Source organism: Mycolicibacterium tusciae (assembly GCF_002086795.1).
Classification (GTDB): Bacteria; Actinomycetota; Actinomycetes; order Mycobacteriales; family Mycobacteriaceae; genus Mycobacterium; species Mycobacterium tusciae.
The window spans coordinates 165489-191159 of sequence record NZ_MVIM01000005.1 but is presented as its reverse complement, the minus strand read 5'-3'; the positions used below and the strand labels follow the sequence as shown (position 1 = coordinate 191159).

The following is a 25671-nucleotide window of genomic DNA, read 5'->3' as shown; positions in this document are numbered from 1 at the left end:
TGCGACGCGATGACCTCCACCGCAACCGAACTCACCGTCGCCACGTGGCCAGGGTGCACGCCGCGACTGTTGCGGCCCACCCAGGTGAAAGCCGAGGAGCTCGCCGAGTATGTGCAGGCCGGCGGCTACCGGCCGCTGACGGACGCGGACGCACTGCTGGAGCAGGTCGACCTGTCCGGTCTGCTCGGGCGCGGCGGCGCCGCCTTCCCGCTGGGGACCAAGCTGCGTACGGTGCGCGACGCCGGACGCCGCGGCGTCCAGACGGTCATCGTCGCGAACGGCGAGGAGGGCGAGCCGGCTTCGGTGAAAGACCGCTGGCTGCTGCGCAACCGCCCGCACCTCGTGCTGGACGGCCTGCGCCTGGCCGCCGCCGCGATCAACGCGAGCCGCGCGTATGTGTATGTCTCCGACGAACAGTCGGTCGTGGCGGTGAACAGTGCGCTCTCGGAACTCGATCCCCAGATGTTCGGTGCGACGGACGTCGCGGTGATCAGCGTCGAACCCGGGTACGTCGCGGGCGAGGAGACCGCCGCGGTACGCCGCATCAACGGCGGGCCCGCGAAGCCGACCGACAAGCCGCCTCGGCCGTTCGAGGAGGGGGTGTCGGGCTTGCCGACGACCGTCAGCAATGTCGAGACCCTGGCGAACCTCCCCCATATCCACGAGCATGGTGCTCAAAGTTTCCGCGCGGTCGGTACACCGATGTCGCCGGGTACGTTCCTGGCGACGATCACGGGCGGCGGGAGGCCCGCAGCGCTGTACGAGATACCGCACGGCGCCGCGTTTTCCGAACTGCTGACATTGCACGAAGTTCCGAAGGACTCGGTGCGCGGAGTGTTGATGGGCGGCTATTTCGCCGGTTTGGTCAACACCGACATCCTCGACGCGACACTCGACCATGAAACGATTCGCCGACTCGGCAGCGGCCTTGGCTGCGGTGCGATCTCGATTCTCACTGACGACTGCCCCGTCGCCGTCGCCGCGTCGGTGATGTCGTACTTCGATCGGGAGAACGCCGGCCAATGCGGGTCGTGCTTCAACGGCACGGCGGCAATGGCGGCCGTCGTCTCGGCATTGCGCGACGGAGCGGCGACCCAGGAGGACGTCACTCGCCTGGAGCGCTGGTCGGTGGTACTGCGTGGCCGCGGCGCATGCGGCACCCTCGACGGCGCCACGAACGTCGCGGCGAGCCTGCTGCGCCACTACCCGCAGCTGATCACCAGCCACCTCGCCAACGAGTGCCCGACCTGCCGCACCGGCGCTTTCAACGAGATGCGGCCTTATGAAGTGGAGGCGGTGGGACATGAGTGACGGCTTGCGAATCCGGCTCGATCGGACTATCTGCGACGGCTTCGGCATCTGCGCCAAGCACGCGCCAGGGTACTTCTCGCTCGACGACTGGGGTTACGCATCGCTGATCGGCGATGGCACAGTGCCCGAGAAGGATCGCGACGCCGTGATGCGCGCGCTGTTCGACTGCCCGGTCCACGCCATCATCTACATGGGTGAGCACCGGCCCTCAGGCGACGGAGCGGCGCACCCGGATGTGCACGAGTCACCCGAGCCGGACCCGAAAACCAACGGCAGCGAGGCAATTTCGGAGTTCGTCAGGTGACACGACCCCTGCCCGAACTCAATGCTCAGAACGAATTCTTCTGGACCGCGGGCGGTGACGGCGTCCTTCGCATCCAGGAATGCCAGGACTGCGAGGCATTGATTCATCCACCGCAGCCGGTGTGCCGATACTGCCGCAGCCGCAACATGGGCGTGCGCGATGTCTCCGGACGCGCCACCCTCTCGGCATTCACGGTCAACCACAGGTTCGGCTTCCCCGACCTGCCCCCGCCGTATGTGGTGGCTCAGGTCGCCGTCGTCGAGGATCCGCGTGTTCGCTTGACCACCAACATCGTGGAGTGTGATCCCGACGAACTGGCGTTGGGCCAGATGGTCGAGGTCACTTTCGACAAGATCACCGATAACGTCGGAGCCGTCTGGCTTCCGCTGTTCCGTCCCACGGCGGACAAAGAATCCGGTCCGCTGCCCCAGGACGAAATCGCACCGACCGATTTCGCGCGGCACGTGAGCGCGCCGCTGACCACCGCGAAATTCGAAGAGCAGTCGGCGATCACCGGTATCGGCGCATCCCGTCTGGGCCGCCGTCTGATGGTGCCGCCGCTGTCGCTCACCATCGATGCGTGCGAGGCCGCCATCGCCGACGCGGGGCTGACGCTGGACGACATCGACGGGCTGTCGACCTACCCGGGGCTGGACATCGCCGGAATGGGCGAAGGCGGTGTGACCGCGCTCGAGGGTGCGCTCGGCATTCGCCCGACGTGGATCAACGGCGGCATGGACACCTTCGGCCCAGGCGGTTCTGTCATCGCCGCCATGATGGCCATCGCCACCGGCATGGCCCGCCACGTACTGTGCTTCCGCACGCTGTGGGAAGCGACGTTCCAGCAGCTGATGAAGGAGGGTAAGGCCAGCCCGCCCGGCGGCCCGCGCACATCCAGCTGGCAGATGCCGTTCGGTGCCACCTCGGCTGCGCACGTGCTCGCGCTCAACGCGCAGCGGCACTTTCAGCGCTACGGGACGACGCGCGAGACGCTTGGCTGGATCGCCCTGAACCAGCGCGCCAACGCCGCGCTGAATCCGACGGCGATCTACCGCGATCCGATGACCATGGACGACTATCTGAACGCCAGGCCGATCACCACGCCGTTCGGGCTCTACGACTGCGACGTCCCGTGCGACGGCGCGGTCGCCGTGATCGTGTCGGCCGTCGACGCCGCCAAGGACATGCCGCGCAAACCGGTGCTGTTCGAGGCCGTCGGCACCCAGATCGTCGAACGCACCGACTGGGATCAGACCACCATGACCCACGAACCACAGGTGCTGGGCCAGGCCGCACACTTGTGGACGCGAACGTCGCTACGGCCCAAGGACGTCGACGTCGCCGAGCTTTACGACGGCTTCTCATTCAACTGTCTGTCATGGCTGGAGGCGCTCGGGTTCTGCGGCATCGGCGAGGCGAAGGACTTCCTCGACGGCGGTAAGGCCATCGCCCGCGACGGCGTGATCCCGTTGAACACCCACGGCGGCCAGCTCTCCCACGGGCGCACACACGGAATGGGCCTCGTCCACGAAGCCGTCACCCAGTTGCGCGGCGACGCAGGCGAACGTCAGGTGAAAGACGCCCGCGTCGCGGTGGTCAGCAGCGGCGGGCTCACTCCCAGTGGCGCGATCCTGATGCGGACCGACGGGTGAGCGAGGCCCGTCCCCGCGTCGTCTTCGTCGACGGCGTGCCCATGTCCGGACTGATCGCGGCGGCCGACGAGCCGAAGGCTGTCGTGGTCGCGTTCCACGGCGGATCCAGTACCGCAGCGTATTTCGATTGCCCCGGGCACCCCTCGCTGTCACTCCTACGGATGGGAGCCGACCGCGGCTTCACCATGGTGGCGCTCGACCGGCCCGGGTACGGAAGCTCGGCGCCCTACCCGGACGCCATGGAGCGGCCGGAGCAACGCGTTGCACTGGTGTACGGCGCGATCGACAAGATACTCGGCGCCACCCCGCGCGGCGCAGGGTTGTTTCTCGTCGGCCACTCCGCCGGTTGTGAGCTGGCGGTGCGTCTGGCCGCAGATGACCGGGCTGAGCGCACGAACCTGATCGGCCTCGAGTTGGCGGGCACGGGTGTGCAATACGACGCGGCGATGGCCGAGATCATGAAGTCGGCGACGGCGACCGGTCGACCGACCGGACTGCGCGAGGTGCTCTGGCAGCCCGCCGAGCTGTATCCGCCCGACGTGCTGTCCGGCATGACCAACTCGTCGACCGGCGCGCTCTACGAAGTCGGCATGACGAAGAGCTGGCCGCGGCAGGACTTTCCCGCGCTCGCGCCGCATGTTCGGGTGCCGGTGCAGTTCAGCGCCGCCGAACACGAGCGGGTGTGGCGATCGGATGCCGAAGCCTTGGGGCAGATCGCCGCCATGTTCACGTCATCACCGCGATTCGTGACCAACGAGCAACCGAACACCGGACACAATATGTCCCTATCGCTCAACGCCGCGGCGTACCACAGCGCAGTGCTGTCGTTCGCCGAGGAATGCGTTGTCGCGCAGCAGAACACATCGGAAGCAATGGAGGCGGGTTGATGCGCGTCGGATTCATCGGGTTGGGCAGTCAGGGTGGACCCATGGCACGCCGCATCGTCGAAGGCGGCTTCGAGACGACGCTGTGGGCGCGCAGGGCGGCCAGCCTCGATCCGTATGCCGGCACCGGCGCGAAAACCGCGGGTTCACCCGCTGAGTTGGCAGCGGCGAGTGACCTGGTCTGCCTATGCGTGGTCGGCGACGACGATGTACGGGAAGTGCTCTACGGCGACAGCGGCGTACTGGCAGGTCTGGCCTCCGGCGGCGTGGTGGCGATTCACAGCACCGTGCATCCGGACACGTGCCGGGAGATCGCGGACAAGGCCGCCGCTCAAGGCGTTTCGGTGATCGACGCACCCGTGAGCGGCGGAGGCCCCGCCGTGGAGGAGGGCAAGTTGCTCGTCATGGTGGGAGGCGAGGAAGATGTCGCCGAGCGGTGCCGCCCGGTGTTCGCGACCTACGCCGATCCGATCGTCCATCTCGGCCCGCTCGGCAGCGGACAGGTCACCAAGATCCTCAACAACCTGCTGTTCACCGCGAACCTGGGCAGCGCGCTGAGCACCCTCGACCTGGGCGAATCCCTCGGCATCCCGCGGGTGCGGCTGGCCGAGGTACTCAACGGCGGATCGGCGACAAGCAAGGCGCTGGGAAGCATCGCGATGTTCGGTGGCACCGTCGAAGCGCTCGCGCCGATCGCGGGCGCATTGTTGCAGAAGGACGTTCGTCACGCAGCCAGCATCGCCGCCGCCGCGTCAGCGTCCGAAGGCTCGGTGTTCACCGCGGCCGACACCGCTCTGGAATCGATGGATCATCCGCGGTGACGTGCGTCGGGTTCGTGGGGGCGGGCCGCATGGGCAGCCCGATGGTGTCCCGTCTCGTCGAATCCGGCCACTACGTCCGCGCGCTCGGTAGGACGGACGAAAAGCGCCAGGCGATCACCGCGCTCGGCGCGCAGGCGGTCGCGGGAATCCACGACATCGCCAGGGACGCAGACGTCCTCGTCGTCTGTGTCTTCACCGACGAGCAGGTTGTGCAGGTGTGCTCCCCCGGCGTGCTCTCGGCGATGTCGCCCGGTTCCGCGCTCGTCGTGCACACGACCGGAAGTCCGCGCACGGTGCAGACGATCGCGGCACACTCCCCCGGCATCGACGTGCTCGACGCCCCGGTCAGCGGAGGCCCGCACAACATCGCCGCCGGCGGGCTGACAATGTTCGTCGGTGGTCCCGACGATGCGGTCGCGCGGGTCCGACCGGTACTCGCCGCCTATGGCGACCCGATTCTGCACGTCGGTCCGCTGGGCGCGGGCCAGGCCGTCAAGCTGACCAACAACGCGTTGTTCGCCGCCCAGATCGGGCTGTTGCGGGAGGCCGTCGCACTGGGCGATCGCCTCGGCGTGGACGAGGCGCAACTGCTGGAGGCGATCACGCACGGCAGCGGGTCGAGCCGGGTCGCGGGTTTTGTCGCGGCGGGCGGATCGGTGGACTCCTTCGTCGAACGGACCAGCGAGTTCATCGGGAAGGACGTCGAGGTCGTGCGCAAGATCGCTGCCGAGCTCGGTGAGACGATCGGACTCCTCGACAACGTCATCAACGCCGGAATTCAACCGTGAAACAGATGCGATTCCGCTGTCTCAGAGGCCTCTTGTGAGGCATACTATACGTTACACAAATACAGCCTCGCGTAACGCACGTAGACGTTAGCCACGCGGCGAAAGAGAGACCATGACCAAGCCAAAACTGAAGTTCAACCCCTATTCACAGGAGTACTTCGACGATCCTTACGAGATCTATCGGCGGATGCGCGACGAGACTCCGATCTACTACGACGAGGAAGAGGACTTCTACGCGCTGACCCGCCACGCGGACGTGGCGGCTGCACTCAAGGACCACGAGTCATTCTCGTCAACCCGCGGATGCCACCTGAACATGATCAAGTCCGGCACCGGGTTCCAGAAATCCATCATTTTCATGGATCCTCCGGAACACCGCTTCATGCGCAGCCTGCTCAACAAGGCATTCACCCCCCGAGCCATCCAGTCCCAACACGACACTGTCGTCGAACTCGTCGAGCACTACCTCTCGAAGGTGGATCCCGACAACTTCGATGTGGTGCAGGACTTCTCCGGTCCGTTCCCCGTCGAAGTCATCACCCGGATGGCCGGGGTGCCCGAAGACTTCCGCCAGCAGGTCCGGCACTGGATCGACAAGGGGCTGGAAGTCAGGCCGGGACAGATTGAGATGTCCGAGGAGAACCTTCAGGCCAACATGGACGCTGGGGTCTACTACTACAGCCTGGTGCAGGAGCGTCGGCAAGATCCGCAAGACGACATGATCAGCCGACTGATCGCCGCCGAGATCCCCGGCGAGAACGGCAAAATGCGCAAGCTCGACGACATCGAGATCACCGGCTTCGTCGCGCTGCTGGGCGGCGCAGGCGCCGAGACCGTGACCAAGTTGGTCGGCAGTGCCGTGGTCGAATTCGCGCGCCATCCCGAGCAGTGGCAGATGCTGCTCGACGACCGCAGCCTGGTACCTGCGGCCGTCGAGGAGCTGCTGCGCTACGTGGGCCCGGTGCAATACAACGTGCGCTACACCCTGAGGGAAACCGAAGTGCCCAGCGGCACGATTCCCGCGCACAAGCCGGTGTTCCTGATGAAAGCGGCCGCCAACCGTGACCCGCGCGCTTTCGACGACGGTGAGACATTCGACATCACCCGTGATCGCACACAGGCGCAGAACCTCGGCCTCGGATACGGCATCCACAGTTGCCTCGGCGCCGCGTTGGCACGGTTGGAGACGACCGTCGCGCTGGAGCACCTGCTCGACTTCATGCCGCGCTTCGAGCTCGACTTCGACGGCCTCGAACGCGTCACCATGCAGAACGTCGCCGGATACCACCACGTGCCAGTGAGGGTGGTGAAGTGACGCAAAAGATCGAAGTCGACTTCGGCCTCTGCGAGAGTAACGGGGTCTGCATGGGCATCGATCCTGAGATCTTCGACCTAGATGACCAGGACTACCTACACGTACTGCAGGACGAGGTAACCCCCGAGAACGAGGAACACGTAAAAGAGGCTGTTCGGCAGTGCCCACGCCAGGCGATCTTCATCAAAGACGAATGACCGCATCGAAGATCGTCTTCGACCCGTTCTCCGAGGAGTTCTTCAACGGCCCCTGGGAGATCTATCGGCGCCTCCGCGAAGAAGCACCGGTCTACTACAACGAGGAGTACGACTTCTACGCCCTGTCCCGGCATGAGGATGTGGCCGCGGCGTACAAGGACTTCGAAACCTATTCCTCGGCATACGGATTGGACCTGTCGACGGTCCGGTCGGACGAGCCGATGATGGCGAAGATGATCATCATGATGGATCCGCCGGAGCACCGGCAGATGCGGAGCCTGGTCAATAAGGTCTTCACACCCCGAGCCATCGAGGCGTTACGCCCCATGGTGACCGAGACCATCGACCGGTACCTCTCGCGGATCGATTCCGACCGATTCGATGTGGTTCGGGACTTCTCCGCCTTGTTTCCGGTCCAGGTGATCACGCAGATGCTGGGTGTGCCGGAGGAGTACCGCGGACAGGTCGGCGAATGGGTGGACATCACCCTGGCCCGCGAACCCGGTCAGATCGATATGTCCGAGAAGGGCATGCAGGCGGTCGCGGAGTTGATGGGGCTCTACTACAACATCATTCAGCAGCGCCGCGCCGATCCCCATGACGACATGTTCAGCAGGCTGATCGCGGCCGAGGTCGAGCGCGAAGACGGCGAGAAGCAATCGCTCGACGACTTTGAAATCGCCGGCTTCGCGACGCTTCTGGGCGGCGCCGGTGCCGAGACGGTGACCAAACTGGTGGGCAACGCGGCGGTCACTTTTGCACGCAATCCCGACCAGTGGCAGAAATTACTCGACGACCGCAGCAAGATCGGAGCCGCGGTCGAAGAGTTGCTGCGCTACGAGGCACCGAACCAGTACAACGTGCGCCGCTCGATGAAACCGGTCGAACTCCACGGCGTAACGATCCCGGAGGCCAAACCCGTTTTCCTGCTCACCGGTTCGGCGAACCGCGATCCCGACGCGTTCACCGACGCCGACACTTTCGACATCGACCGCGACCGCACTGAGGCGCAGAACCTCGGTTTCGGGTACGGGGTGCATAGCTGCCTGGGCGCCGCGCTCGCCCGCATGGAGAGCGCGATAGCGCTCGACCGGTTGCTCGACACCATGCCGCGTTACGAGGTGATCTTCGACGAGTGCAAGCGAGTGGCGGCGCAGAACGTCGCGGGCTGGTCTTCGGTACCTGTTCGGGTACTGAGCTGAAGATGCGGTTCGTCCTCGTGCACGGCGGTTTTCACGCCGCGTGGTGCTGGGAACGGACGATCGCAGCGCTCGAAGCACTCGGCCATGTCGGAGTCGCCGTCGACCTGCCCGGCCACGGCGCCCGCGTCGACGAAGAGTCGACATTGGCCGACCGCCGCGACGCGATCCTCGTGACTCGTCCACGCCACCGTGACGCGCCGACCGGCCCGCTGGTGCCCAACTAACTTTCTGCGCGAGCTACATTCCGTGCAGGATGACGCCGTTGCACTCGGCCGCGGCCTGACGTAACTTGACCGCCTCCTGGTAGGCATCGGAGTAGTACCACTCCTTGGCGGCCTCTTCGGACGCGAATTCCAGCAGCACGGTCTGGGTGCCGTGCCATTGCCCCTCGATCACCTCCGCCTTCGAGTCGAACGACAACAGCGTGGCACCGGCCATCGCCTGGCTCGCGAGCTTGCCGTATTCCGCCATCCCGGCCGGATCCTTGACGTCCTCGGTGATGAGGATGTACGCCTTGGGCATTCGATCTCCTTGTTCAACCGTCGATTTCGGAAATGGCTTGTTCTGGACAGTTGGCGATGGCGTCCTTGGCTGCGCTCTCCAGCTCCGCGGGCACGTCGCCCGGGTCCGCGACCGCCCAACCGTCGTCGGTCATCTCGAACACCTCGGGGCACAGCGTCAGGCACATCCCGTGGCCGGCGCACTTGTCTTCGTCGACGCTGACCTTCATCGGACGTCGAACTCGATGTGCAACTGCGTCAGCCCACGCAGAATGTAGGTCGGGATGTATTGGTAATTGCGGTTACTCGCCGGGCCGTGATGCTTCTCGCTGATGCGAATGTCGGTCGTGCGGTCGAGCAGACGCTCGAGGCCGACCCTGGTCTCCGCACGAGCCAACGGAGCGCCGGGGCAGCTGTGGATGCCTCGCCCGAAGGCCAGGTGCTGACGGGCGTTCTTACGGTCAGGGTCAAACGTGTCCGGATCCTCGAAGCGACGCGGGTCGCGGTTGGCGGCACCGTTGATCACCATCAGCGTGCACCCGGCCCCGACCGCCTGCTCGCCGACGGTCGTCGGCACGCGAGACAGCCGGAAATCACCCTTGACAGGGCTCTCGATGCGCAGGCACTCCTCGATGAAATTCCCGAGGAGGCTGCGATCTTCGCGCAGTCTGCGCTGGATATCGGGGTTGTCTCCCATGACCTTGAGCGCGGTGGACAGCAGCCGCACCGTCGTTTCCTGCCCGGCCGAGAAGACGTTGGTGGCGACCCGCACGACGTCGCCGACCTCCGGCATCGTCCCGTCAGGGAACTCCGCGGTCGCCAGGCCGGTCAACACGTCGTCGCGTGGCTGCGCCCGTCGGTCCTCGACATAGGTCGCAAAGACCTCGTAGAGGTGCTCGAGGGGGGTCTTGTTCATCGTCTTGTCGGCATTGCCCACCGAGCTGCCGTGGGTGCCGCGCGCGAGCCGCTCGAGGAGGTCATCGCGATCCTCGTCAGGCACACCCAGCAGATCGGCAATGACGCGCAGCGTGAAGGGTCCGGCGAAGCCCTTGATGAATTCGCCCTCACCGGGCGCGAGGAAGTCGTCGAGGATGTCGTCGGCGAGCTGCCACATCGCGTCCTCGTTCTCCTTGAGGCGCTTCGGGGTGATCAGCCGCATCAGCAGGGCGCGGTGGTTGGTGTGCGTCGGCGGGTCCAGTGTCGGCAGCTGGTCACTGAACGGAATCTCGTCGCGGTGCTTGACGATCAGGTCGGTGACATCGTCACCTTCCAGGGGCACCGGGAACCCGGGGAACGGGCCGGTCACCGAGATGCACGACGAGAACGTCTCGGCGTCGTTGTAGACGTCGACGGCCTCCTGCCAGCCGGTCACCATCGTCACGCCGTAGTGGTCCTCGCGGCTGACCGGGCACTTGTTGCGAAGCGCCTCGTAGAACGGAAAGGGGTCGTCCGTCAGTCGGCTGTCCCTGAAGAAATCGACCGAGGTCAGATCCTCCGTCATGCGTTACTCCGTCCACTGATCTCTGGCCACGAGAACGTGATTCTCATATGCGGCTATTAGATTTTCACAGTCGGCCCGTCGGCGTCAACGAGGTGGCTGTGCACCCGCACAGCCAGTCCGCACCGCTACTGGATCGGCTCGTCGCCCAACACCGTGGTTCGCAGCATTTCTCGAGGTGAATCGGGGTCATACGGCGCCGCGCGGTGCAGTACACCGTTGTTGTCCCAGATGACGGTGTCACCGACCGACCAGGAGTGGCTGTAGACCAGATCCGCCTGGGTGGCCCGGTCGAGGAGGTCGGCCAGTAGCGCACGGCCCTCATCGCGGTCCATTCCGACGACATAGTCCGCCGACGCGCCGAGCACCAGCGATCTGCGGCCGCTCCGATGTGTCCACACCAGCGGATGCTCGTGGGTCGGACGCGATCGCCACTTCGCCACCAGCTCCGGCGACGGGTCGGCGTGAACCCTTCGCTGTGACGCCTCCAGCGAGTGGACGACCCGCAGGGCACCGAAGCGCCGCTTCTCGTCGTCGCTGAACGCCTCATAGGCGGCATAGGAGTTGGCGAACTCGGTCTCGCCGCCGCGCTCGGCAACCTGCTTGGCCGACAACACAGTCGCCTTCTGCGGAGGCTCGTCATTGGTCGGCGTGCAGCCGTCGATGTGCCAGTCGAACGTCGCGCGTAGGTAGGCCGCCGAGGCGTTCTTCGACTTGTCGAGCGTCACCGGGTAGATGCCGGCGACGGGGTGGTGGCCGTCGGAAGAATGGTCGATTTCGCCGAGCTTCCGGCAGAACGCGACCTGCGCTTCGGGTTGCAAGCCCAATTCCGGGAACACCAGCACGCCGTTGTCTTCCAGCGCATCGAGGACAGCAGCGCCCACGGCGTCATCAGCGGCCATCAAGTCGGGGTCCAGGCCCCTCACCTCGGCGCCGACCGATGCGGTGAGCTTGTTGATCGTGAGCAGACTCATATCTGTCGTCCTGTCATCAGGGCACCGGAGCGCTGACGCGATGCATAACCGCGTCAGCGGAGTCGGCGGGTTTTTGGGTGCCGAAGACCTCGACGGCCATCGACACCATGATCATCGAGTAGACGAGGTGCAGCAGATTGAGCGCATCCTCCGGAATGTCGTCCAGCGGGAACTTGTCGCAGTAGTCGATCGCTTCCTCGAAGCGGGGCGTGAACGCGTCGTAGAACTCGCGGATCTCCGGCATCGCAGTGGAGAGGCGGGTGGCCCAGCGTTCTGGTTCGGTTGCCAGGCACCACTTTTCGGCGAAGGGTTCGAACTCGGCGAACGCGCTCGGTAAACGGGTGTCGGCCATGATCACACTCCCACCGGGCTGCGCTCGGCCTTGTACTCCTCGACCCAGTCGACCGCCACCTTGTGCAGGTGCCGCACGAGGATTTCCTGATCCGACAGCGGGTAGTCGTCGACTATGTCGTACTCCAGTGCGGCCTGCGTTCCGCCGAGCATGCCCGCATCCTGCAGCGCGAACTCCTTGAGCACCACCGAGGCCACCTCGTGTTCGATGCGCTCGCGCACAGTCCGTGCTGGATGGAATGCGTTGTAGGCCTCGAACTTGTGCGTGTTGTGCGATGTCGGCCAGTAGCGGTAGAGCAGATACCACCCGTGGTAGATGAGAATCTCGAGGTTCGGAAAGATCTGAAAATTGGTGATCCCCCACGGTTCGATCCCGCCCGGATTGAGGCCGGCCGACTGATGCGTTTCCGGCGTGCGCCACGGCCCGACAAGTCCGCTGCGCGTGACCCTTTCGACCGGATACATGAACTCGGGTGCCAGCAGCCACCGTCGCGTGCCCGCAGTGGAAACCAGACGGTGCGGTCCGTCGATCTGGAAATGGCCGCATTCGAACGTCTGGTTGGGCTGACGCACCTCACTGGGTACCTGCTGGCTGTGCAGCGACGGCACGTGGTAGTACTCCTGGAACGCGTCGGCGAAGATCTTCCAGTTGCTGTTGTTCTGCGCGGCGAAGTCGTAACGCTCGGTCATGAGCCCGAACGGATAGTCGTCGAGCGCAGTGATCATCGGGCCGAGAAACTCCCGCAGGCTCCAGCGCGGTTCGGGGTCGAAGTTGATGAAGATGAAACCGTTCCACACGTCGCACTGCACCGGTTTCAGCCCGTACTGCGCGCTGTCCAGGTCGAAGAACTCACCCGGTTGCTGCACGAACGTCAGGTCGCCTTTCAGGTCGTATCGCCATCCGTGGTACTTACAGGTGAACTGGCGGCAGGTGCCTTTGACCTCCTCGTTGGGATAGTCGTTCCACACCAACTTGTTTCCACGGTGACGGCAGATGTTGTAGAAGGCACGGATCTGCTGGTCCTTGCCGCGAACCACGATGACCGACGTATTCGCGACGTCGATCTCCTTGGTGAGATAGCTACCGACGCGAGGTAACTCCTCGACGCGGGCGACGTTGAGCCACGCGCGCTTGAACACCGCTTCGCGTTCGAGTTCGTAGAACTCGGCCGAGATCGAGTCGCGGAACGAGATCGGTCCGGTACCGAGTTCCGGGTAATGCTCGGTCCAGCTGCCCTCGGCCGGTTTGGGCCACTTAGCCATGCGAACCTCCCTGTCGTGGTGGAGAACTCGTGGTCATCACATCACCGACCCGCCGTTGACACCCAGCGTCTGTCCGGTGATGAAACCGGCTTCTTGGGAACACAGGAAGCCGACGGCGGCGGCGATGTCATCACCGGTGCCGAGGTGGCCGAGCGGAACACTCGCGGCCATCTGCTCGTTGGAGGGCAGGTGTCCGGCCGCCTGCCCGGCGTGCTGCATCGGCGTCTCGATCGCTGACGGCGGAATGTTGTTGACCGTGATCCCGGCCGGACCGTACTCCCGCGCAAGCGATCTGGTCAGGGACAGCAGCGCACCCTTGGAGGCGGCGTAATGCGCCATCCCAGGCGAACCCCGCTGAGCACTGGACGACGAGATCATCACGATTCGGCCCCAGCCGGCCTCCAACATGTCGGGCACGGCGACCTGGCAGCAATGGAACGTGCCGGTGAGATTCACATCGATGAGTCGCTGCCACGCCTGCACACTGATATCGGTGAACGGTGCGAAGTCCACGGCGCCCGCGCTCGTGACCAGGATGTGCACCGGCCCCAACTCGGTGCGCACCTTGGCGAAGGCCTCCTCGACGGCCGCACGGACACTCACGTCAGCGGCCACGCCAAACGCGGTCACCCCCTTTGCGCGCAGTTCTTCGGCGACGCGCTGCGCAGCCTCGCCGTTGAGGTCGAGCACGGCCACCTTGTGCCCACGCCTGCCAAGCTCGTGACAGGTCGCCTCGCCCATGCCCGACGCACCACCGGTCACCACCGCGACGCGAGTCATCGGATCCGTCCCATCACACGACCTCTCGCTGTCATTCGTAGACCACATGGACTGTTCGGCTGGTAGGCAGAGACTGGCACGTCAGCACCCAACCTTCGGCCACTTCGTCGTCATCGAGCGCGTCGTTGTTGAGCATCCGCGCGCTGCCGGAGACGATGCGCGCCATGCACGTTCCGCACGAGCCGGTCTCGCACGACGCGGGTGCGCGCAGGCCGGCAATCCGGGCGGTCTGCAGCAACGTGTTGCCTACCCGGTAGTCGGCGGTGGTGGTCTTGTGATCGAGTTCGATCACGACTTGCGCGGTCTGCTCCGAATCGTGGGCCGCGTCGGCAGTGACCGGCTCCACCGAAAACCGTTCGAGGTGAACGCGATCGCGCGGAACACCGGCCGCGAGCACCGTGGCCTCCACGGTGTCCATGAAGGGCCCCGGGCCGCAGATGTAGTAGTCGGCCGCACCGGCGTCGGTGACGAACGACTCGACCGCGGAGGAAGTCACCACGCCGCCGACCTCGTCGATGTGATGCACCACCACCAGTCGGTCGGCGTGCTCGTCGGCCAACGTGCTGAGCGCATCGGCGAAGATCACCGAATCGCGACTGCGGTTTGCATAGAACAGCCGCACACGACGTGACGAACTCGCCAGCGCGGTCCGAACCAGCGACATGATCGGCGTGATGCCGCTGCCGCCGGCGAATGCGATGATCTCGTCCGCGGTGTCACGCAGACAGAACCGCCCCTCGGGCGGAGCGGCGTGGATCTCAACACCTTCGGCGACCTGGTCGTTGAGCCAGTTGGACACGACACCGCCGGGGTCGCGCTTGACGGTGATCTGCAACTCGTCTTCGAGCGGTGCCGACGACATCGAATAGCAGCGACGCAGTTCCTGACCCTCGACGTTGACCCGCAATGTCAAGAACTGACCCGCCTGGTAGCGGTACTTCGTCGAGCAGCACTCGGGTACGTCCAGCACCAGAGAGACGGCGTCGTAAGTCTCGCGCACCACGCGCTTGACGCGCAGCGGCGCGAATCCGTCGGCTCCGTCGTTGTCACCCATCGCCAACAATATATCAAGTACTTGTCATTGATCTCAAGTACTGAATACTCCGCTATGGATCGATGTGATCGTCATACAGCTCGTGTCCGGTGCCCTGTTCGACCACGCGGGCCAACAGGTCACGCAGCGTCTGTTGCTCGGCCTTGTTCAGCACCCCAAACACCTTGTCGTGCGCGGCGATTGCGTCGTTGACGACGTTTTCGGCCACCTTGCGGCCCTCGTCGGTGAGAAACGCCTGCAAGATCCGGCCGTGCTGCGGATCTTTTTTGCGCACGATGAGACCGCGCCGTTCGAGGGCGGTCAATGCGAGCTGAACCCCCTGCGGGCTGATCAACATGCGCCGCGCCAGATCGGCCCCCGACAAACCGGGTTCGGTCGACAGCTGCCGCAGCACACCAATCTGCGCGGTGCTCACCCCGTGGTCACTGACCGCGTCGTTGACCGTTGTCAGGGAGAAGTACCAGGCCTGCTTGAGCAGCCACAGGATGTTGTCCGTTTGTTCCACGCTCGCTCTCCTCCGTCCGGGCGCTAGCGCTTGTAGACGACGCCGTCCTTCATCACGAACTGCACGTCCAGTGTGACGGCGATGTCGCGCGACGGGTCGTCCGGCACCGCGACGATGTCGGCGAAGTAGCCGGGCGCGATGCGTCCGAGTTCGTCGTCGGCCTCGATGAGCTCTGCGCTCGTGATGGTCGCCGCCCGCAGCGCCTGCATGGGGCTCATCCCGCGCGAGACCAGGGCGCACAACTCCCTCGCGTTCTGTCCGTGCGGGATCGCCGGCGCGTCCGTACCGCATGCGATCCGGACCCCCGCCTCGATGGCCTTGGGCAGCATGGCTTGAGCCTGAGGGAACACGACTTCGGCCTTCTTGCGCAGCTCGGGGGCGATCCGGTCGATGGCCATCGCCTCGGTGAGGTAGGTGGTCGAAACCAGGAATGTTCCCGTGTCCGCCATCATCTTGATGGTGTCGTCGGTAGCCAGGAAGCCGTGCTCGATGCAGTCGATGCCTGCACGAATACACGCGCGAATCGCGCTGTCGCCCACGGCATGTGCGGCCACCCGCACGCCGGCACGGTGCGCCTCGTCGGCGATCGCGGCGAATTCGTCGTCGGAGTACTGCTGGGCGCCCGGTGCGGTGCTGTGCGACATCACCCCGCCCGAAGCCGAGACCTTGATCAACTTGGCGCCGTGCCGGACCTGATAACGCACGCACGCCCGGACTTCGTCGACGCCGTTGGCGATTCCTTCGGCGACCGACAGCGGCATGATGCCCGGTGCGAGACGCTGAAACACCGTCGGATCGAGGTGCCCGCCGTAGGGCGTCACCGCATGCCCCGCCGGATAGATCCGGGGCCCGACGTGCCAGCCCGCCTCGATCGCACGCTGCAACGCGACATCGAGGAGATAGCCACCCGTCTTGACCATCAGTCCGAGATTGCGCACGGAGGTGAACCCGGCCTCCAAGGTGGTGCGCGCGTTGACCGCGCCGCGCAGCGTGCGGTAGGCAGGGTCGTCCTGCACGCCGTGCATCGGACTCGGCAGACCTTCCGGGCCACCCGGGCCGCCGATGAGCAGGTTCAGTTCCATGTCCATCAGACCCGGCAGGAGGGTGACATCACCCAGGTCGATCTCGTTGTCCGGATGCTGAGGCACGTCAACGGGATTGACTGCCGAGATGCGGTTGCCGTCGATGACCACCACGGCCGGTGAGCGCACCTCGCCGGCCTCGACATCGGCCCAGCGCGCCGCGCGCAAGACGGTCACCGGAGCGGTCATGGCACAGGTTCTGAGACGCAGTCCAGCGTGGTGGCGCCCGAGTCGGGCACCTTGGGTTGCTTCCAGCACTCGACGGGGAACGACGCCTGGATCATCGAGTAGAGGAGGTGCATCAGATTGAGAACGTCCTCTGGCATGTCGTCCAGCGAGAATTTGTCGCAATACGCGATGGCTTCCTCCGCGCGCGCGGTGATCGCGTCGTAGAAGGCTTGGATCTCCTGCATCGAGCTGGCCAGCCGCTTGGCATACCGTTCGGCCTCGGTGCCCAGGCACCAGTCCGAGAACTGCTCGAGATCGGCGAATTCGGGCGGCAGTTTCGGCTCGGCACTTGTCATCTCACACCCCCGCCGTCTTGCTCCGGTAATCCTGCACCCACGCCGCGGTCTCGGTGTGAAGATGGCGGATGAGCACCTCCTGGTCGCAGAGCAGGAAGTTGTCGAGCACGCGCGACTCGACCATCGTCTGCGTCGCCTCGAGTGTGTTGGCGTCCTGCAGCCCGTACTCCTTGAACGACACCGCGGCGAGTTCTTGCGCGATGCGCTCCCGGGGCGTTCTCGGCTGCGGGAAATACACCGTGCCCTCGAACAGATGCGTGTTGTATGACGTCGGCCAGTAGTGGTACGTCAAGTACCAACCCTGACCCCAGAACAGAATGACGAAGTTGGGGAAGAGCTGGAACGAATCCAGGCCCCACGGATCACATTTCGCGGGATTGAGGCCTCTCGGCATCTCCCCCAGATCCGGCTTGTCCCACGGCCCGAAGAGCCCGCTCTGGCAGATGTCCTCGATCGGTTTGCGCATCTCGTCGGCCATCTCCCACGCGCGGATACCGGAGGTGCTCACCAACCGGTGCGGACCTTCGATGCGGTAGTGGGGCGCCTCGAACCCGGCCTCTGCCGCCGCCTTCGAGTAGGCGGTCGGCGACTGGTTCGCATGCAGCACAGGCGCGTGATAGAACTCCTGGAACGCATCCATGTAGAGCTTCCAGTTCGCCTTCACCTCGGAGCGGTAGTAGAACCGGGACGTCATCTTGTCGAACGGATAACCCTCGAGATCCGTGATCAGAGGCCCCAGGAAGTCGCGAAGGGACTGCTCGGGCGCCTCGGCGAAGTTGACGAAGATGAAGCCCTCCCACACCTCGCAGTGCACGGGCACCAGACCGTAGCGGCTCTTGTCGAGGTCGAAGAACTCCCCCTCCTGCTGAACGAACGTGAGGTTCCCGTCGAGGTCGTAGCGCCAGGCGTGGTACTTGCACGTGAACTGACGGCACACACCGCTGGTCTCCTCCAGCGGCATGTCGTTCCACACCAATTTGTTGCCGCGGTGCCGGCAGATGTTGTGATACGCCTTCACCTCTCCGTTGGTGGTGCGCACCACGATGATGGAGGTGTTGACCACCTTGAGCTCTTTGGTGAAGTAGCTGCCCTTGCGCGGAATCTGTTCGACGCGACCGACGTTCAGCCACGCGCGTTTGAACACCGCCTTGCGCTCGAGTTCGTAGAACTCCGGATCCACCGAGTCCTCGTAGGACACCGGCCCGGTCCCCAACTGTGGGTAATGCTCGGTCCAGCTGCCCTCGGGCGGCTTGGGAAATCGAGGCATCGGCTTCTCCTGTCCACGTGGTGGTGGTCTAGTCATACCGCACGCGCCGTGGGTGTTTGGCGCAATCTGCGAGAGCCCGTTGCGCCGACGGTATATGCTTCGCAGAGCAATCGCAAGTAGTTGATATTAGTCCGTGTCCGGGCTTCGCGACAGGTGGGTGCTGGCTTTCGGCGTGCCGGTGATCCCGGTGCCGCTCGTCATGCTGTGGGATGCGTCTGGCGAGAACCGACCTCGGCTAGACAGGGCTGCCGCCGCTCGATCCATCTGCAGATCGACTATCTGACTCGGCGGGCGGGCAGCCTCACGGCAGCTTGATGGCCGACACGTACATTTCGATGACCGGCCGGTAGAGATCGACGTCGTCGAGTTCACTGCCCAACACGACCGAGTCGCTGGTTGCGACGAGCACCTGGGCGAATGTCAGCGGCGGGATCAGCAATGCCCCGCCGAGCCTGTCGATGCCATCGGTGATGAACGTCGCGAGCGCCTCGACGACCTCCGTCCTCTTCTTCGCCACTCGTTCGCGCGCCTCGGGATTGCGGATCAGGTAGAGCGTGAACTCGTGACCCAACGCGGAGTGCTCAGCACCGCGGTCACGGCTCAAAAGGCGCCACCGCGCGGAGATCTCGTCGAGTTCGCGAGAGCCGATGTGTTCCGACGACGCCATCACCTCGGCGAAGTTGTCGAAATAACGCCGCCAGTAGCGGTCGCTGACCGCTAGGAAGAGATCCTCTTTGGTGGCGAAGTGCTTGTAGATCGCGCCCTTGGTGTAACCGGCCGCGTGTGCGATGTCGTCGAGAGTTGCTGGCGCAAAACCCTTTTCAGCGAATACATCCTCGGCGGCGTCGAGCAGCAGGGAACGTGTGTGCTCGAGCCGTCGTTCCCGTGTCCAGCGCTCGACCATGACAAAAGTCTGCCACAGAATCTGAGAATCCCTCTGGACATTCAGATACTCACTGGTATCTTGCTTCGGAGTGGGTGCGCACAAATCGGGTGCAGGAGGCGTCGTGAGCGAGTTGTCGAACAAGCGGAAGGCCCCGGTCACCGAATCGGTGAGCGGCGTTACGGGCCTCAGCGCGGAGACCTCGCGCCCGTCGAACGCCATCAAGATCTGGGCGACGGTCGGCACCGTGTTCCTGGCATACACCCTCTATGTGTTCGTCCGGTGGGTCACCGGACCCTACTTCGAACCGGTGGCGGGGGGCCCAAGCGAGCCACCGCTGTACATGAAGATTCCGCTGATCGCCAACGCGGTGGTGCTCTGGGTCGGCCTGCCAGTCGCCCTGTGGTTCTTCATCATCCGGCCCTGGGTGCGGGAGAAGCGCATCACGCTCGACGGCATGCTGCTGGTGTCGATGGGCCTGATGATGTTTCAGGATCCGATGCTCAACTACTACAGCACCTGGTGCACGTACAACGCCTGGCTGTGGAATCGAGGCTCATGGGCACCGCACATTCCGGGCTGGGTGGCACACGAGGAACCGGGCCATACGGTGCCCGAACCGCTGCTGACCAACATCCCCGGCTACATGTACGGCGTGCTGCTGCTCACCATCGTCGGGTGTTGGCTCATGCGAAGGATCAAGAAGCGTTGGCCCGAAATCAGCAATCTGAGGCTGGTCTTGGTCACCTATGCGATCGCGTTCGTCTTCGACTTCATCATGGAGGCGCTCGTCCTCCTTCCGATCGGCTTCTATTCCTACCCCGGCGCCATCCAGTCGCTGTCATTCAACGCCGGGACCTACTACCAGTGGCCTGTCTACGAGGGGTTGATGTGGGGTGGCGTCCAGACGGCACTGTGCTGCCTGCGCTTCTTCACCGATGACCGCGGACGCACCCTGGTCGAACGTGGCCTGGACAGCATCCGCGGCGGGTTCGTCAAACAACGGTTCATCCGCTTCCTGGCGATCTTCGGCGGCGTCAGCGCATGCTTCTTCCTCTTCTACAACGTGCCCGCGACCTGGCTCGGCATGCAGGGCGACCCGTGGCCGGAGGACGTGCAGAAGCGCTCGTACTTCAATCCCGGCATCTGCGGTGAGGGAACGGACCGACCGTGCCCGAATCCCGATCTACCGCATCCGACCAAGCGCTCGGGCTTCATCAATCACGACGGCGAACTGGTACTCCACGAGGGCGTAGAAATTCCGCCGGTCGTCCCCATTCAGCCGGGCAGGTGAGTCCTCAGGGCATCTTGACGGCCGACACGTACATCTCGACCATCGCCTGATACAGGTCGACATCGTCGAGGTGACTGCCCAGCTCGACGGCGTCAGTCGTCGCGATGATGATGTGGGCGAACGTCGCCGCTGGGATCAACAGGGTCGCGCCGAGACTCTCGATGCCCTCGACGATGTAATTCGCGAGCTGGTCGACGACCTCGGATCGCTTGGCGGCCACGCGTTCCCGGGCCTCCGGGTTGCGCAGTAGATAGAGGTTGAACTCCAGCCCCAGTGCGGCATGCTCGGCGCCGCGGTCTTGACTCAAGTGGCGCCACCGCTGGCCGATGTCTTCCAGCTCGCGTGCCCCGATGTGATCCGACGACGACATCACTTCGGCGAAATTGTCGAAGTAGCGACGCCAGTACCGGTCGCTCGCAGCCAGGAACAGTTCTTCCTTGGTGGCGAAGTACTTGTAGATCGCGCCTTTCGAGTAGCCGGCCGCTTTCGCGATGTCGTCGAGAGTCGCTGGGATGAAACCTTTTTCGGCGAATACCTGTTCTGCGGCATCCAGTAGCAGCGAGCGCGTGCGCTCGAGCCGTCGCTCCCTGGTCCAAGGCTCAACCATGCCGCCATCTTGCCATAGGTTTTGACCCCTTGGTCATTCAGATACCGGCTGGTATATTTTCGGCGCATCGGCCACTTTGGGAGGAGCTCTGAGGTCCATGCGATCCACAAGTGCGGAGGAGACGGTGTCGTGAGCGATCTGTCGCAGAAGAAGCCCGTGGTCACCGAATCGCTGAATGAGGCATCGCTTAATGCGCAGCCTCAATCCAAGATCCCCGCGGTGAAAATCTGGGCCGCCGTCGGCGGTGTGATTCTCGCCTTCCAGCTGTTCGTGTGGGGCAAATGGGTCACTGGACCCAACTTTGAGCGGGTTCCCGCGGGACCGACCGACCCGCCGATGTTCATGAAGGCGATCCTGTTCACGTGGACTGCGGTGATCGTGATCGGCATGCCAGTCGCCATCTGGTGGTTCCTCATTCGGCCATGGCGTCGGGAGCGACGAATCACCCTCGACGGCATGCTTTTCGTGTCCTGCGGCCTGCTGTGGTTTCAGGATCCGCTGCTGAACTACTTCAATACGTGGAGCACCTACAACACCTGGATGTGGAACATGGGCTCCTGGGTCCAGGACATTCCAGGTTGGGTGTCGTTCGGGGAACCGGGCGCCATGATGGCCGAACCCATCCTGATGAATGCCCCGGGTTACTTTTTCGTCTTGCTGTGCACCATGCTCGGTTGCGCGGTCATGCGATTGGCCAAGAAGCGGTTCCCCAACATCAACACCCTCGGGCTGATCGGCGTGGTGATCGCCTGGACCTTTCTCTTCGATTTCGTCATCGAGGGCCTGTTCCTCATGCCGATGGGGCTGTTCACCTATCCCGGCGCAATTCAGGCGTTATCGGTCAATGCCGGCACGTACTACCAGTGGCCGCTCTATGAAGGCCTCATGTGGGGCGGCGTCCAGGCCGGGCTTTGCTGCATGCGCTACTTCACCGACGACCATGGCCGGACCGTCGTCGAGCGGGGACTCGATCAGGTGCGAGGCGGTTTCGTCAGGCAGCAGCTCACCCGCTTCCTGGCGATTTTCGCGGCGTGCAGCGCCTTCTTCTTCGTGTTCTACAACATTCCGGCACAGTTCTTCGCCATGCACCAGGATCCCTGGCCGGAGGATGTCCTGAAGCGGTCGTACTTCCTGATGGGCATCTGCGGTGAAGACACCGATCGGCCGTGCCCCGATCCGGCGTTGCCGATGCCGCTGACCAATTCGGGCTACATCAACCACGAGGGTGAACTCGTCCTCCCCGAGGGCGTCGAGCTTCCGAAAAACGTTCCGTTAGAACGAGGAGAATAGATGCGCAACAGTACTTCTGCGGTAGTCACCCCCGTTTCGAACGCGCCGTTCTACCGTGCGGTGCGCGATGAGGTGGAGGTCTTCCGCGCGGCGGCTCGCCGCGGCCTGCCGGTGCTGTTGAAAGGCCCTACGGGTTGCGGGAAAACACGCTTCGTCGAGGCGATGGCTCACCAGTTGGGCCGGGAGCTGATCACCGTCGCCGGCCACGAGGACATGACATCGGCAGATCTGGTCGGCCGATTCCTGCTGAAGGGCGGTGAGACGGTCTGGGTCGACGGGCCGCTGACCCGCGCGGTGCGCGAGGGCGCCATCTTCTATCTGGACGAGGTGGTGGAGGCGCGCCAGGACACCACTGTGGTCATCCATCCGCTTGCCGATCACCGCCGCGAACTGCCTGTCGACCGGCTCGGCACGACATTGCAGGCGGCGCCCGGGTTTCAGCTGGTGATCTCCTACAACCCCGGCTACCAAAGCGTTTTGAAGAACCTCAAGGAGTCGACCCGTCAGCGCTTCATCGCCATCGAACTGGGCTATCCCTCCCCGGAGGTCGAGACGGAGGTGGTGGCGTACGAAGCCGGAATCGATACCGAGACCGCGCGTTCGTTGGTCAAGCTCGCCTATGCCATCCGAAACCTGGATGGCTCGCCGTTGCGCGAAGTGTCCTCCACGCGCATGTTGATCCTCGCCGGCGGCCTCGCGGCCGAAGGGCTGAACCTGCACAGCGCAGTCCACGCGGCCGTCGTCCAGGTGCTCTCCGACGACGAGGAAGTCATCCGCGCCCTCGATGAACTCGTCAACGCCGTCCTGCCCCGGAACCGCGGCGGCGGCGACGTTCAACCACAGACGTGACCGTCGCTGCCGATCCCAACAATCCGGACCGGTTCCGGTTCCTCGCCACCTACATCGCCGGCAGGTCCGTCGACGTCGCCGAGGCGCCGACCGGCCAGCCCGCGCACACGAACGGCCAGTTCATCTTCGTCTCGGCAGGTGGTTCCGTCGAAGAGCAGCGCCGCGAGATGCTGCTGCAGGCCGCACTTCTCGGCGCGGGCAGCCTTGACGCGAGATTGGTGAAAGGCTTGCGCGCGAGGGCCACGATGGCGCGCCGCTACCTGGCGCTCGAAGGTCACCGAGTGCTCGTCGAACTCGCCCAACGGATTCCAGTTGACGCCGCGCTCCTCCCCGATGGACGGCCCAGCACCACGACCGCCGACGAGTCACTCGAGGTGGCCAAGAGCCGAGCCGAGGTCGCCGATCCACCGGGATGGTTCGGCGTCATCAAACCCTCCCGGTTGCTGGGCTCGGCCGCCGGGCCCGGCGGGCAGGCAACCAACAAGGACCTCAAACTGCAGTTCGACCCCATCGACATGTCCGAGTCCGAGGACGACGACGAAGACACAGACGACGACGGCGGCAAGTCTGGCGAGAGCAAGATCCTCAAGCTGTTCGAGAGTCCGCTCTTCAACAACCAGTCGATGTCGGACTACTTCCGGAAGATGTTCGGCGGGAAGCGTTCCCAAGGTGAGGGCCCCGCGGGCGCCGAAATGACGGTTCGCTCCGTCCGGCGGGTGCAGGAGGCTGGGGCCAACGCCCGGCCCATCCCGACGAAGATCCAGTTCACCGACGACGCCAAGCCCGGTTCCGCGGTGGGTGTCGGCGGCGCGCTGTACCCGGAGTGGGACGTCTTCAACGAGCGGTACAAGCCGGATTGGTGCCGGGTCATCAACTTCCCGTTGACCGGCGCAGCCAACGTCACCGATGCCGGCGTTGCGCGCGACGACGTGTTGCGGCGCCGCCTGGCTCGCGTCGGGCTCGGCCCGAAGGTTCTGCGCGGCCGCGCCGACGGGGACGACCTCGACATCGAGGCGCTCATCGACCTGTTCGTCGATCTGCAATCCGGCTTTTCCGCGCCCGAGCACGTCTACCTGGAGCGCCGCAAACTCGCCCGCAATCTCGGCGTGCTCATTCTGATCGACGCCTCCGGATCCGCGGTGGACGCCGATTCTGACGGCCTCGCGGTGCACGACCACCAGCGACGGGCGGCCGCCACTCTGGCTGTCACACTTGAAGAGCTCGGTGACCGCGTCGCCGTATACGCATTCCGATCACAGGGTCGCCACGCGGTGCATCTGCCGGCCATCAAGACGTTCGACCAGAATTTCGGCGTCGTCGGACGAGCCCGTCTCAACCGGCTCGAACCAGCGAGTTACACCCGACTTGGCGCCGGAATCCGTGGGGCGGGCGAGGTTCTCAAGAACGAGGCCGGCACGCCTAATCGGCTGCTGCTCGTCCTTTCGGACGGCTTTCCCTACGACGACGGCTACGAAGGACGTTACGCCGAAGCCGACTCCAGTAAGGCCCTCGAAGAGCTCCGCGCCGACGGCATTGCCTGCCTGTGTCTGTCCATCGGCACTTCCACGGAAACCGATGTGCTGGAGCGCGTCTTCGGCGCCGCGAGCTTTGCCAGCGCCCCGAGTTTGGCCGACTTGAGCCCGCAGATGGACGAGTTGTTCATGTCCGCTCTCGCAGAACTCGCCGCACCGAAACCAGCGCGAGTGTGAAGCGGGGTGTCAATCCAGCGACGTCCAGAACCGAGTGAGGGCAGCGGCGCTGCGAGTCGGGTCCTGCACCATCCACCAGTGCCCCAACCCGTCGAGCACCTCAGTCCGAGCGCCGGCCCGGTGGGCCGCTCGACGCCGCATCTCGTCGGTGCCGACGAAGGGGTCCTCGTTGGCCACCAGTGACAGTCCCGGCCGGGCCGCGGCATTCTCGAGGGCGCGTCCGGCCTTGGCCAGCGCCGGTTGGCGGGCCGAGCGGTACAGCGCCAGCATCGCCTGACCCATCTCCGGACCGTGCGCTGCGGCAAACGAACTCGCAACCTCCGCCGGAATACCGAAGCCGACCAGCTGTTGTGCCCGGTCCTGTACCGAACCTTCCTGCATCATCGCAACCAGCTGCTCGCCGGCCTCCGGTGTCTGGAACCCCTGGGCCATGTCGTGCCACACGTAGTCGCGGTCGAACAGGCCGATGACGTCACTGGCCCAGCTGCGCACGAGCTCTGGCCGATCCATCACCGCATTCACCACATGACATCCACCCCAGTCGTGTCCGACGAGGTCGACGGGTTCATCGATGCGCTCGAGTTCATCGACGAGCCAATCGCGATACGCGAGAAAGGTTGCCGAGAAGTCGCTGGGCAGTGGGGCGCCGAATCCCGGCGGGGACAACCGCACAACGTCATCGCGTCCGAGAACCTCCACGAGCGGACCCCATAGGGCGTCGGTCTCCGGATTGCCATGCACCAGAACCACAGTCACAGTAAATCTCC

Annotated in this window: 28 protein-coding genes and 1 pseudogene; 14 read left to right on the top strand and 15 right to left on the bottom strand. The window is 64.6% G+C overall.

Going from position 1 to position 25671, the window contains the following annotated elements:
* The first annotated feature begins 9 nt into the window (after positions 1-9).
* From BST47_RS11770 to BST47_RS11725, 10 genes and pseudogenes are all read left to right on the top strand, one after another.
* A complete protein-coding gene (locus tag BST47_RS11770; protein WP_083125719.1) occupies positions 10-1311 on the top strand; it encodes an NADH-ubiquinone oxidoreductase-F iron-sulfur binding region domain-containing protein in 1302 nt (433 codons plus the stop codon).
* Positions 1304-1615, top strand: coding sequence for a ferredoxin (locus BST47_RS11765; RefSeq protein ID WP_083125718.1), 312 nt, complete (start codon positions 1304-1306; stop codon positions 1613-1615). The genes BST47_RS11770 and BST47_RS11765 overlap by 8 nt, the downstream gene beginning before the upstream one ends.
* Complete coding sequence (locus BST47_RS11760; RefSeq protein WP_083125717.1) at positions 1612-3267, top strand: thiolase C-terminal domain-containing protein; 1656 nt, start codon at positions 1612-1614, stop codon at positions 3265-3267. The genes BST47_RS11765 and BST47_RS11760 overlap by 4 nt, the downstream gene beginning before the upstream one ends.
* A 41-nt stretch (positions 3268-3308) precedes the next feature.
* Positions 3309-4154, top strand: coding sequence for an alpha/beta hydrolase (locus BST47_RS11755; RefSeq protein WP_083125861.1), 846 nt, complete (start codon positions 3309-3311; stop codon positions 4152-4154).
* Positions 4154-4972: an NAD(P)-dependent oxidoreductase gene (locus BST47_RS11750; protein ID WP_083125716.1), complete on the top strand. Its 819-nt coding sequence runs from the start codon at positions 4154-4156 to the stop codon at positions 4970-4972. The genes BST47_RS11755 and BST47_RS11750 overlap by 1 nt, the downstream gene beginning before the upstream one ends.
* Positions 4969-5760, top strand: a complete 792-nt coding sequence (locus BST47_RS11745) for an NAD(P)-dependent oxidoreductase (protein WP_083125715.1) — start codon at positions 4969-4971, stop codon at positions 5758-5760. The genes BST47_RS11750 and BST47_RS11745 overlap by 4 nt, the downstream gene beginning before the upstream one ends.
* Positions 5761-5872: 112 nt before the next feature.
* Positions 5873-7075, top strand: a complete 1203-nt coding sequence (locus tag BST47_RS11740; protein ID WP_083125714.1) for a cytochrome P450 — start codon at positions 5873-5875, stop codon at positions 7073-7075.
* Positions 7072-7272 carry a ferredoxin gene (locus BST47_RS11735; RefSeq protein ID WP_083125713.1) on the top strand — a complete coding sequence of 67 codons (201 nt, stop codon included), beginning with the start codon at positions 7072-7074 and terminating at the stop codon, positions 7270-7272. Before BST47_RS11740 ends, BST47_RS11735 begins: the two co-directional genes overlap by 4 nt.
* Positions 7269-8474 carry a cytochrome P450 gene (locus BST47_RS11730; protein WP_083125712.1) on the top strand — a complete coding sequence of 402 codons (1206 nt, stop codon included), beginning with the start codon at positions 7269-7271 and terminating at the stop codon, positions 8472-8474. Before BST47_RS11735 ends, BST47_RS11730 begins: the two co-directional genes overlap by 4 nt.
* 2 nt (positions 8475-8476) lie before the next feature.
* Positions 8477-8644: pseudogene (locus tag BST47_RS11725) on the top strand (alpha/beta fold hydrolase); the annotation flags it as partial.
* Positions 8645-8711: 67 nt separating this feature from the next.
* On the opposite strand, the gene BST47_RS11720 reads toward BST47_RS11725, so the two are convergent.
* The 13 genes from BST47_RS11720 to BST47_RS11660 all read right to left on the bottom strand — a co-directional run bounded on the left by BST47_RS11720 (position 8712) and on the right by BST47_RS11660 (position 19176).
* Positions 8712-8996: a DUF1330 domain-containing protein gene (locus BST47_RS11720; protein ID WP_083125711.1), complete on the bottom strand. Its 285-nt coding sequence runs from the start codon at positions 8994-8996 to the stop codon at positions 8712-8714.
* A 13-nt stretch (positions 8997-9009) separates the two neighbouring features.
* On the bottom strand, positions 9010-9204 hold the full coding sequence (locus BST47_RS11715; RefSeq protein ID WP_083125710.1) for a ferredoxin: 195 nt from the start codon (positions 9202-9204) through the stop codon (positions 9010-9012).
* Positions 9201-10475 carry a cytochrome P450 gene (locus BST47_RS11710; protein ID WP_083125709.1) on the bottom strand — a complete coding sequence of 425 codons (1275 nt, stop codon included), beginning with the start codon at positions 10473-10475 and terminating at the stop codon, positions 9201-9203. Before BST47_RS11710 ends, BST47_RS11715 begins: the two co-directional genes overlap by 4 nt.
* Positions 10476-10600: 125 nt before the next feature.
* Positions 10601-11446 carry a TauD/TfdA dioxygenase family protein gene (locus BST47_RS11705; protein WP_083125708.1) on the bottom strand — a complete coding sequence of 282 codons (846 nt, stop codon included), beginning with the start codon at positions 11444-11446 and terminating at the stop codon, positions 10601-10603.
* Positions 11447-11462: 16 nt separating this feature from the next.
* Complete coding sequence (locus BST47_RS11700) at positions 11463-11798, bottom strand: hypothetical protein (protein WP_083125860.1); 336 nt, start codon at positions 11796-11798, stop codon at positions 11463-11465.
* 2 nt (positions 11799-11800) lie between these two features.
* Positions 11801-13060: an aromatic ring-hydroxylating oxygenase subunit alpha gene (locus tag BST47_RS11695; RefSeq protein ID WP_083125707.1), complete on the bottom strand. Its 1260-nt coding sequence runs from the start codon at positions 13058-13060 to the stop codon at positions 11801-11803.
* 36 nt (positions 13061-13096) lie between these two features.
* Positions 13097-13840, bottom strand: a complete 744-nt coding sequence (locus BST47_RS11690) for an SDR family NAD(P)-dependent oxidoreductase (protein WP_083125706.1) — start codon at positions 13838-13840, stop codon at positions 13097-13099.
* Between the two features lie 31 nt (positions 13841-13871).
* Entirely contained in the window at positions 13872-14894 is a 1023-nt protein-coding gene (locus BST47_RS11685) for a ferredoxin--NADP reductase (RefSeq protein WP_083125705.1), read from the bottom strand.
* 52 nt (positions 14895-14946) lie between these two features.
* Entirely contained in the window at positions 14947-15399 is a 453-nt protein-coding gene (locus BST47_RS11680; protein ID WP_083125704.1) for a MarR family winged helix-turn-helix transcriptional regulator, read from the bottom strand.
* A gap of 23 nt (positions 15400-15422) precedes the next feature.
* Complete coding sequence (locus BST47_RS11675; protein WP_083125703.1) at positions 15423-16670, bottom strand: metal-dependent hydrolase family protein; 1248 nt, start codon at positions 16668-16670, stop codon at positions 15423-15425.
* Complete coding sequence (locus tag BST47_RS11670; protein ID WP_083125702.1) at positions 16667-17005, bottom strand: hypothetical protein; 339 nt, start codon at positions 17003-17005, stop codon at positions 16667-16669. The genes BST47_RS11675 and BST47_RS11670 overlap by 4 nt, the downstream gene beginning before the upstream one ends.
* Position 17006: 1 nt before the next feature.
* On the bottom strand, positions 17007-18272 hold the full coding sequence (locus BST47_RS11665; RefSeq protein ID WP_083125701.1) for an aromatic ring-hydroxylating oxygenase subunit alpha: 1266 nt from the start codon (positions 18270-18272) through the stop codon (positions 17007-17009).
* 301 nt (positions 18273-18573) lie between these two features.
* Positions 18574-19176, bottom strand: coding sequence for a TetR/AcrR family transcriptional regulator (locus BST47_RS11660; protein ID WP_083125700.1), 603 nt, complete (start codon positions 19174-19176; stop codon positions 18574-18576).
* Between the two features lie 103 nt (positions 19177-19279).
* Here BST47_RS11660 and BST47_RS11655 point away from each other — a divergent pair, with 103 nt between their 5' ends.
* The gene (locus BST47_RS11655) at positions 19280-20449 is read left to right on the top strand and encodes a spirocyclase AveC family protein (protein WP_083125859.1); all 1170 of its coding nucleotides are present in this window, start codon (positions 19280-19282) and stop codon (positions 20447-20449) included.
* Between the two features lie 4 nt (positions 20450-20453).
* Here the strand turns inward: BST47_RS11655 and BST47_RS11650 are convergent, their stop codons facing one another.
* Entirely contained in the window at positions 20454-21056 is a 603-nt protein-coding gene (locus BST47_RS11650; protein ID WP_083125699.1) for a TetR/AcrR family transcriptional regulator, read from the bottom strand.
* A gap of 129 nt (positions 21057-21185) precedes the next feature.
* On the opposite strand from BST47_RS11650, the gene BST47_RS11645 reads away from it, so the two are divergent.
* Genes BST47_RS11645 through BST47_RS11635 form a run of 3 tightly spaced genes read left to right on the top strand, consistent with a single transcriptional unit; the run spans position 21186 to position 24904 of the window.
* On the top strand, positions 21186-22346 hold the full coding sequence (locus tag BST47_RS11645) for a spirocyclase AveC family protein (protein ID WP_083125698.1): 1161 nt from the start codon (positions 21186-21188) through the stop codon (positions 22344-22346).
* Positions 22347-23195, top strand: coding sequence for a CbbQ/NirQ/NorQ/GpvN family protein (locus tag BST47_RS11640; protein ID WP_083125697.1), 849 nt, complete (start codon positions 22347-22349; stop codon positions 23193-23195).
* Complete coding sequence (locus BST47_RS11635; protein WP_083125696.1) at positions 23192-24904, top strand: nitric oxide reductase activation protein NorD; 1713 nt, start codon at positions 23192-23194, stop codon at positions 24902-24904. Before BST47_RS11640 ends, BST47_RS11635 begins: the two co-directional genes overlap by 4 nt.
* Positions 24905-24913: 9 nt before the next feature.
* Here BST47_RS11635 and BST47_RS11630 read toward each other — a convergent pair whose 3' ends face one another.
* Positions 24914-25660 (bottom strand): alpha/beta fold hydrolase, encoded by a 747-nt coding sequence (locus BST47_RS11630; RefSeq protein WP_165799777.1) that lies wholly within the window; start codon positions 25658-25660, stop codon positions 24914-24916.
* Between the last annotated feature and the right edge of the window lie 11 nt (positions 25661-25671).

Excerpts from the sequence above, each read along its gene's own strand:
- BST47_RS11770 (WP_083125719.1), top strand. The coding sequence starts at position 10 with ATGACCTCCACCGCAACCGAACTCACCGTCGCCACGTGGCCAGGGTGC.
- BST47_RS11765 (WP_083125718.1), top strand. The coding sequence starts at position 1,304 with ATGAGTGACGGCTTGCGAATCCGGCTCGATCGGACTATCTGCGACGGC.
- BST47_RS11755 (WP_083125861.1), top strand. The coding sequence starts at position 3,309 with ATGTCCGGACTGATCGCGGCGGCCGACGAGCCGAAGGCTGTCGTGGTC.
- BST47_RS11750 (WP_083125716.1), top strand. The coding sequence starts at position 4,154 with ATGCGCGTCGGATTCATCGGGTTGGGCAGTCAGGGTGGACCCATGGCA.
- BST47_RS11740 (WP_083125714.1), top strand. The coding sequence starts at position 5,873 with ATGACCAAGCCAAAACTGAAGTTCAACCCCTATTCACAGGAGTACTTC.
- BST47_RS11730 (WP_083125712.1), top strand. The coding sequence starts at position 7,269 with ATGACCGCATCGAAGATCGTCTTCGACCCGTTCTCCGAGGAGTTCTTC.
- BST47_RS11720 (WP_083125711.1), bottom strand. The coding sequence starts at position 8,996 with ATGCCCAAGGCGTACATCCTCATCACCGAGGACGTCAAGGATCCGGCC.
- BST47_RS11715 (WP_083125710.1), bottom strand. The coding sequence starts at position 9,204 with ATGAAGGTCAGCGTCGACGAAGACAAGTGCGCCGGCCACGGGATGTGC.
- BST47_RS11710 (WP_083125709.1), bottom strand. The coding sequence starts at position 10,475 with ATGACGGAGGATCTGACCTCGGTCGATTTCTTCAGGGACAGCCGACTG.
- BST47_RS11705 (WP_083125708.1), bottom strand. The coding sequence starts at position 11,446 with ATGAGTCTGCTCACGATCAACAAGCTCACCGCATCGGTCGGCGCCGAG.
- BST47_RS11700 (WP_083125860.1), bottom strand. The coding sequence starts at position 11,798 with ATGGCCGACACCCGTTTACCGAGCGCGTTCGCCGAGTTCGAACCCTTC.
- BST47_RS11695 (WP_083125707.1), bottom strand. The coding sequence starts at position 13,060 with ATGGCTAAGTGGCCCAAACCGGCCGAGGGCAGCTGGACCGAGCATTAC.
- BST47_RS11690 (WP_083125706.1), bottom strand. The coding sequence starts at position 13,840 with ATGACTCGCGTCGCGGTGGTGACCGGTGGTGCGTCGGGCATGGGCGAG.
- BST47_RS11685 (WP_083125705.1), bottom strand. The coding sequence starts at position 14,894 with ATGGGTGACAACGACGGAGCCGACGGATTCGCGCCGCTGCGCGTCAAG.
- BST47_RS11675 (WP_083125703.1), bottom strand. The coding sequence starts at position 16,670 with ATGACCGCTCCGGTGACCGTCTTGCGCGCGGCGCGCTGGGCCGATGTC.
- BST47_RS11670 (WP_083125702.1), bottom strand. The coding sequence starts at position 17,005 with ATGACAAGTGCCGAGCCGAAACTGCCGCCCGAATTCGCCGATCTCGAG.
- BST47_RS11665 (WP_083125701.1), bottom strand. The coding sequence starts at position 18,272 with ATGCCTCGATTTCCCAAGCCGCCCGAGGGCAGCTGGACCGAGCATTAC.
- BST47_RS11660 (WP_083125700.1), bottom strand. The coding sequence starts at position 19,176 with ATGGTCGAGCGCTGGACACGGGAACGACGGCTCGAGCACACACGTTCC.
- BST47_RS11650 (WP_083125699.1), bottom strand. The coding sequence starts at position 21,056 with ATGGTTGAGCCTTGGACCAGGGAGCGACGGCTCGAGCGCACGCGCTCG.
- BST47_RS11640 (WP_083125697.1), top strand. The coding sequence starts at position 22,347 with ATGCGCAACAGTACTTCTGCGGTAGTCACCCCCGTTTCGAACGCGCCG.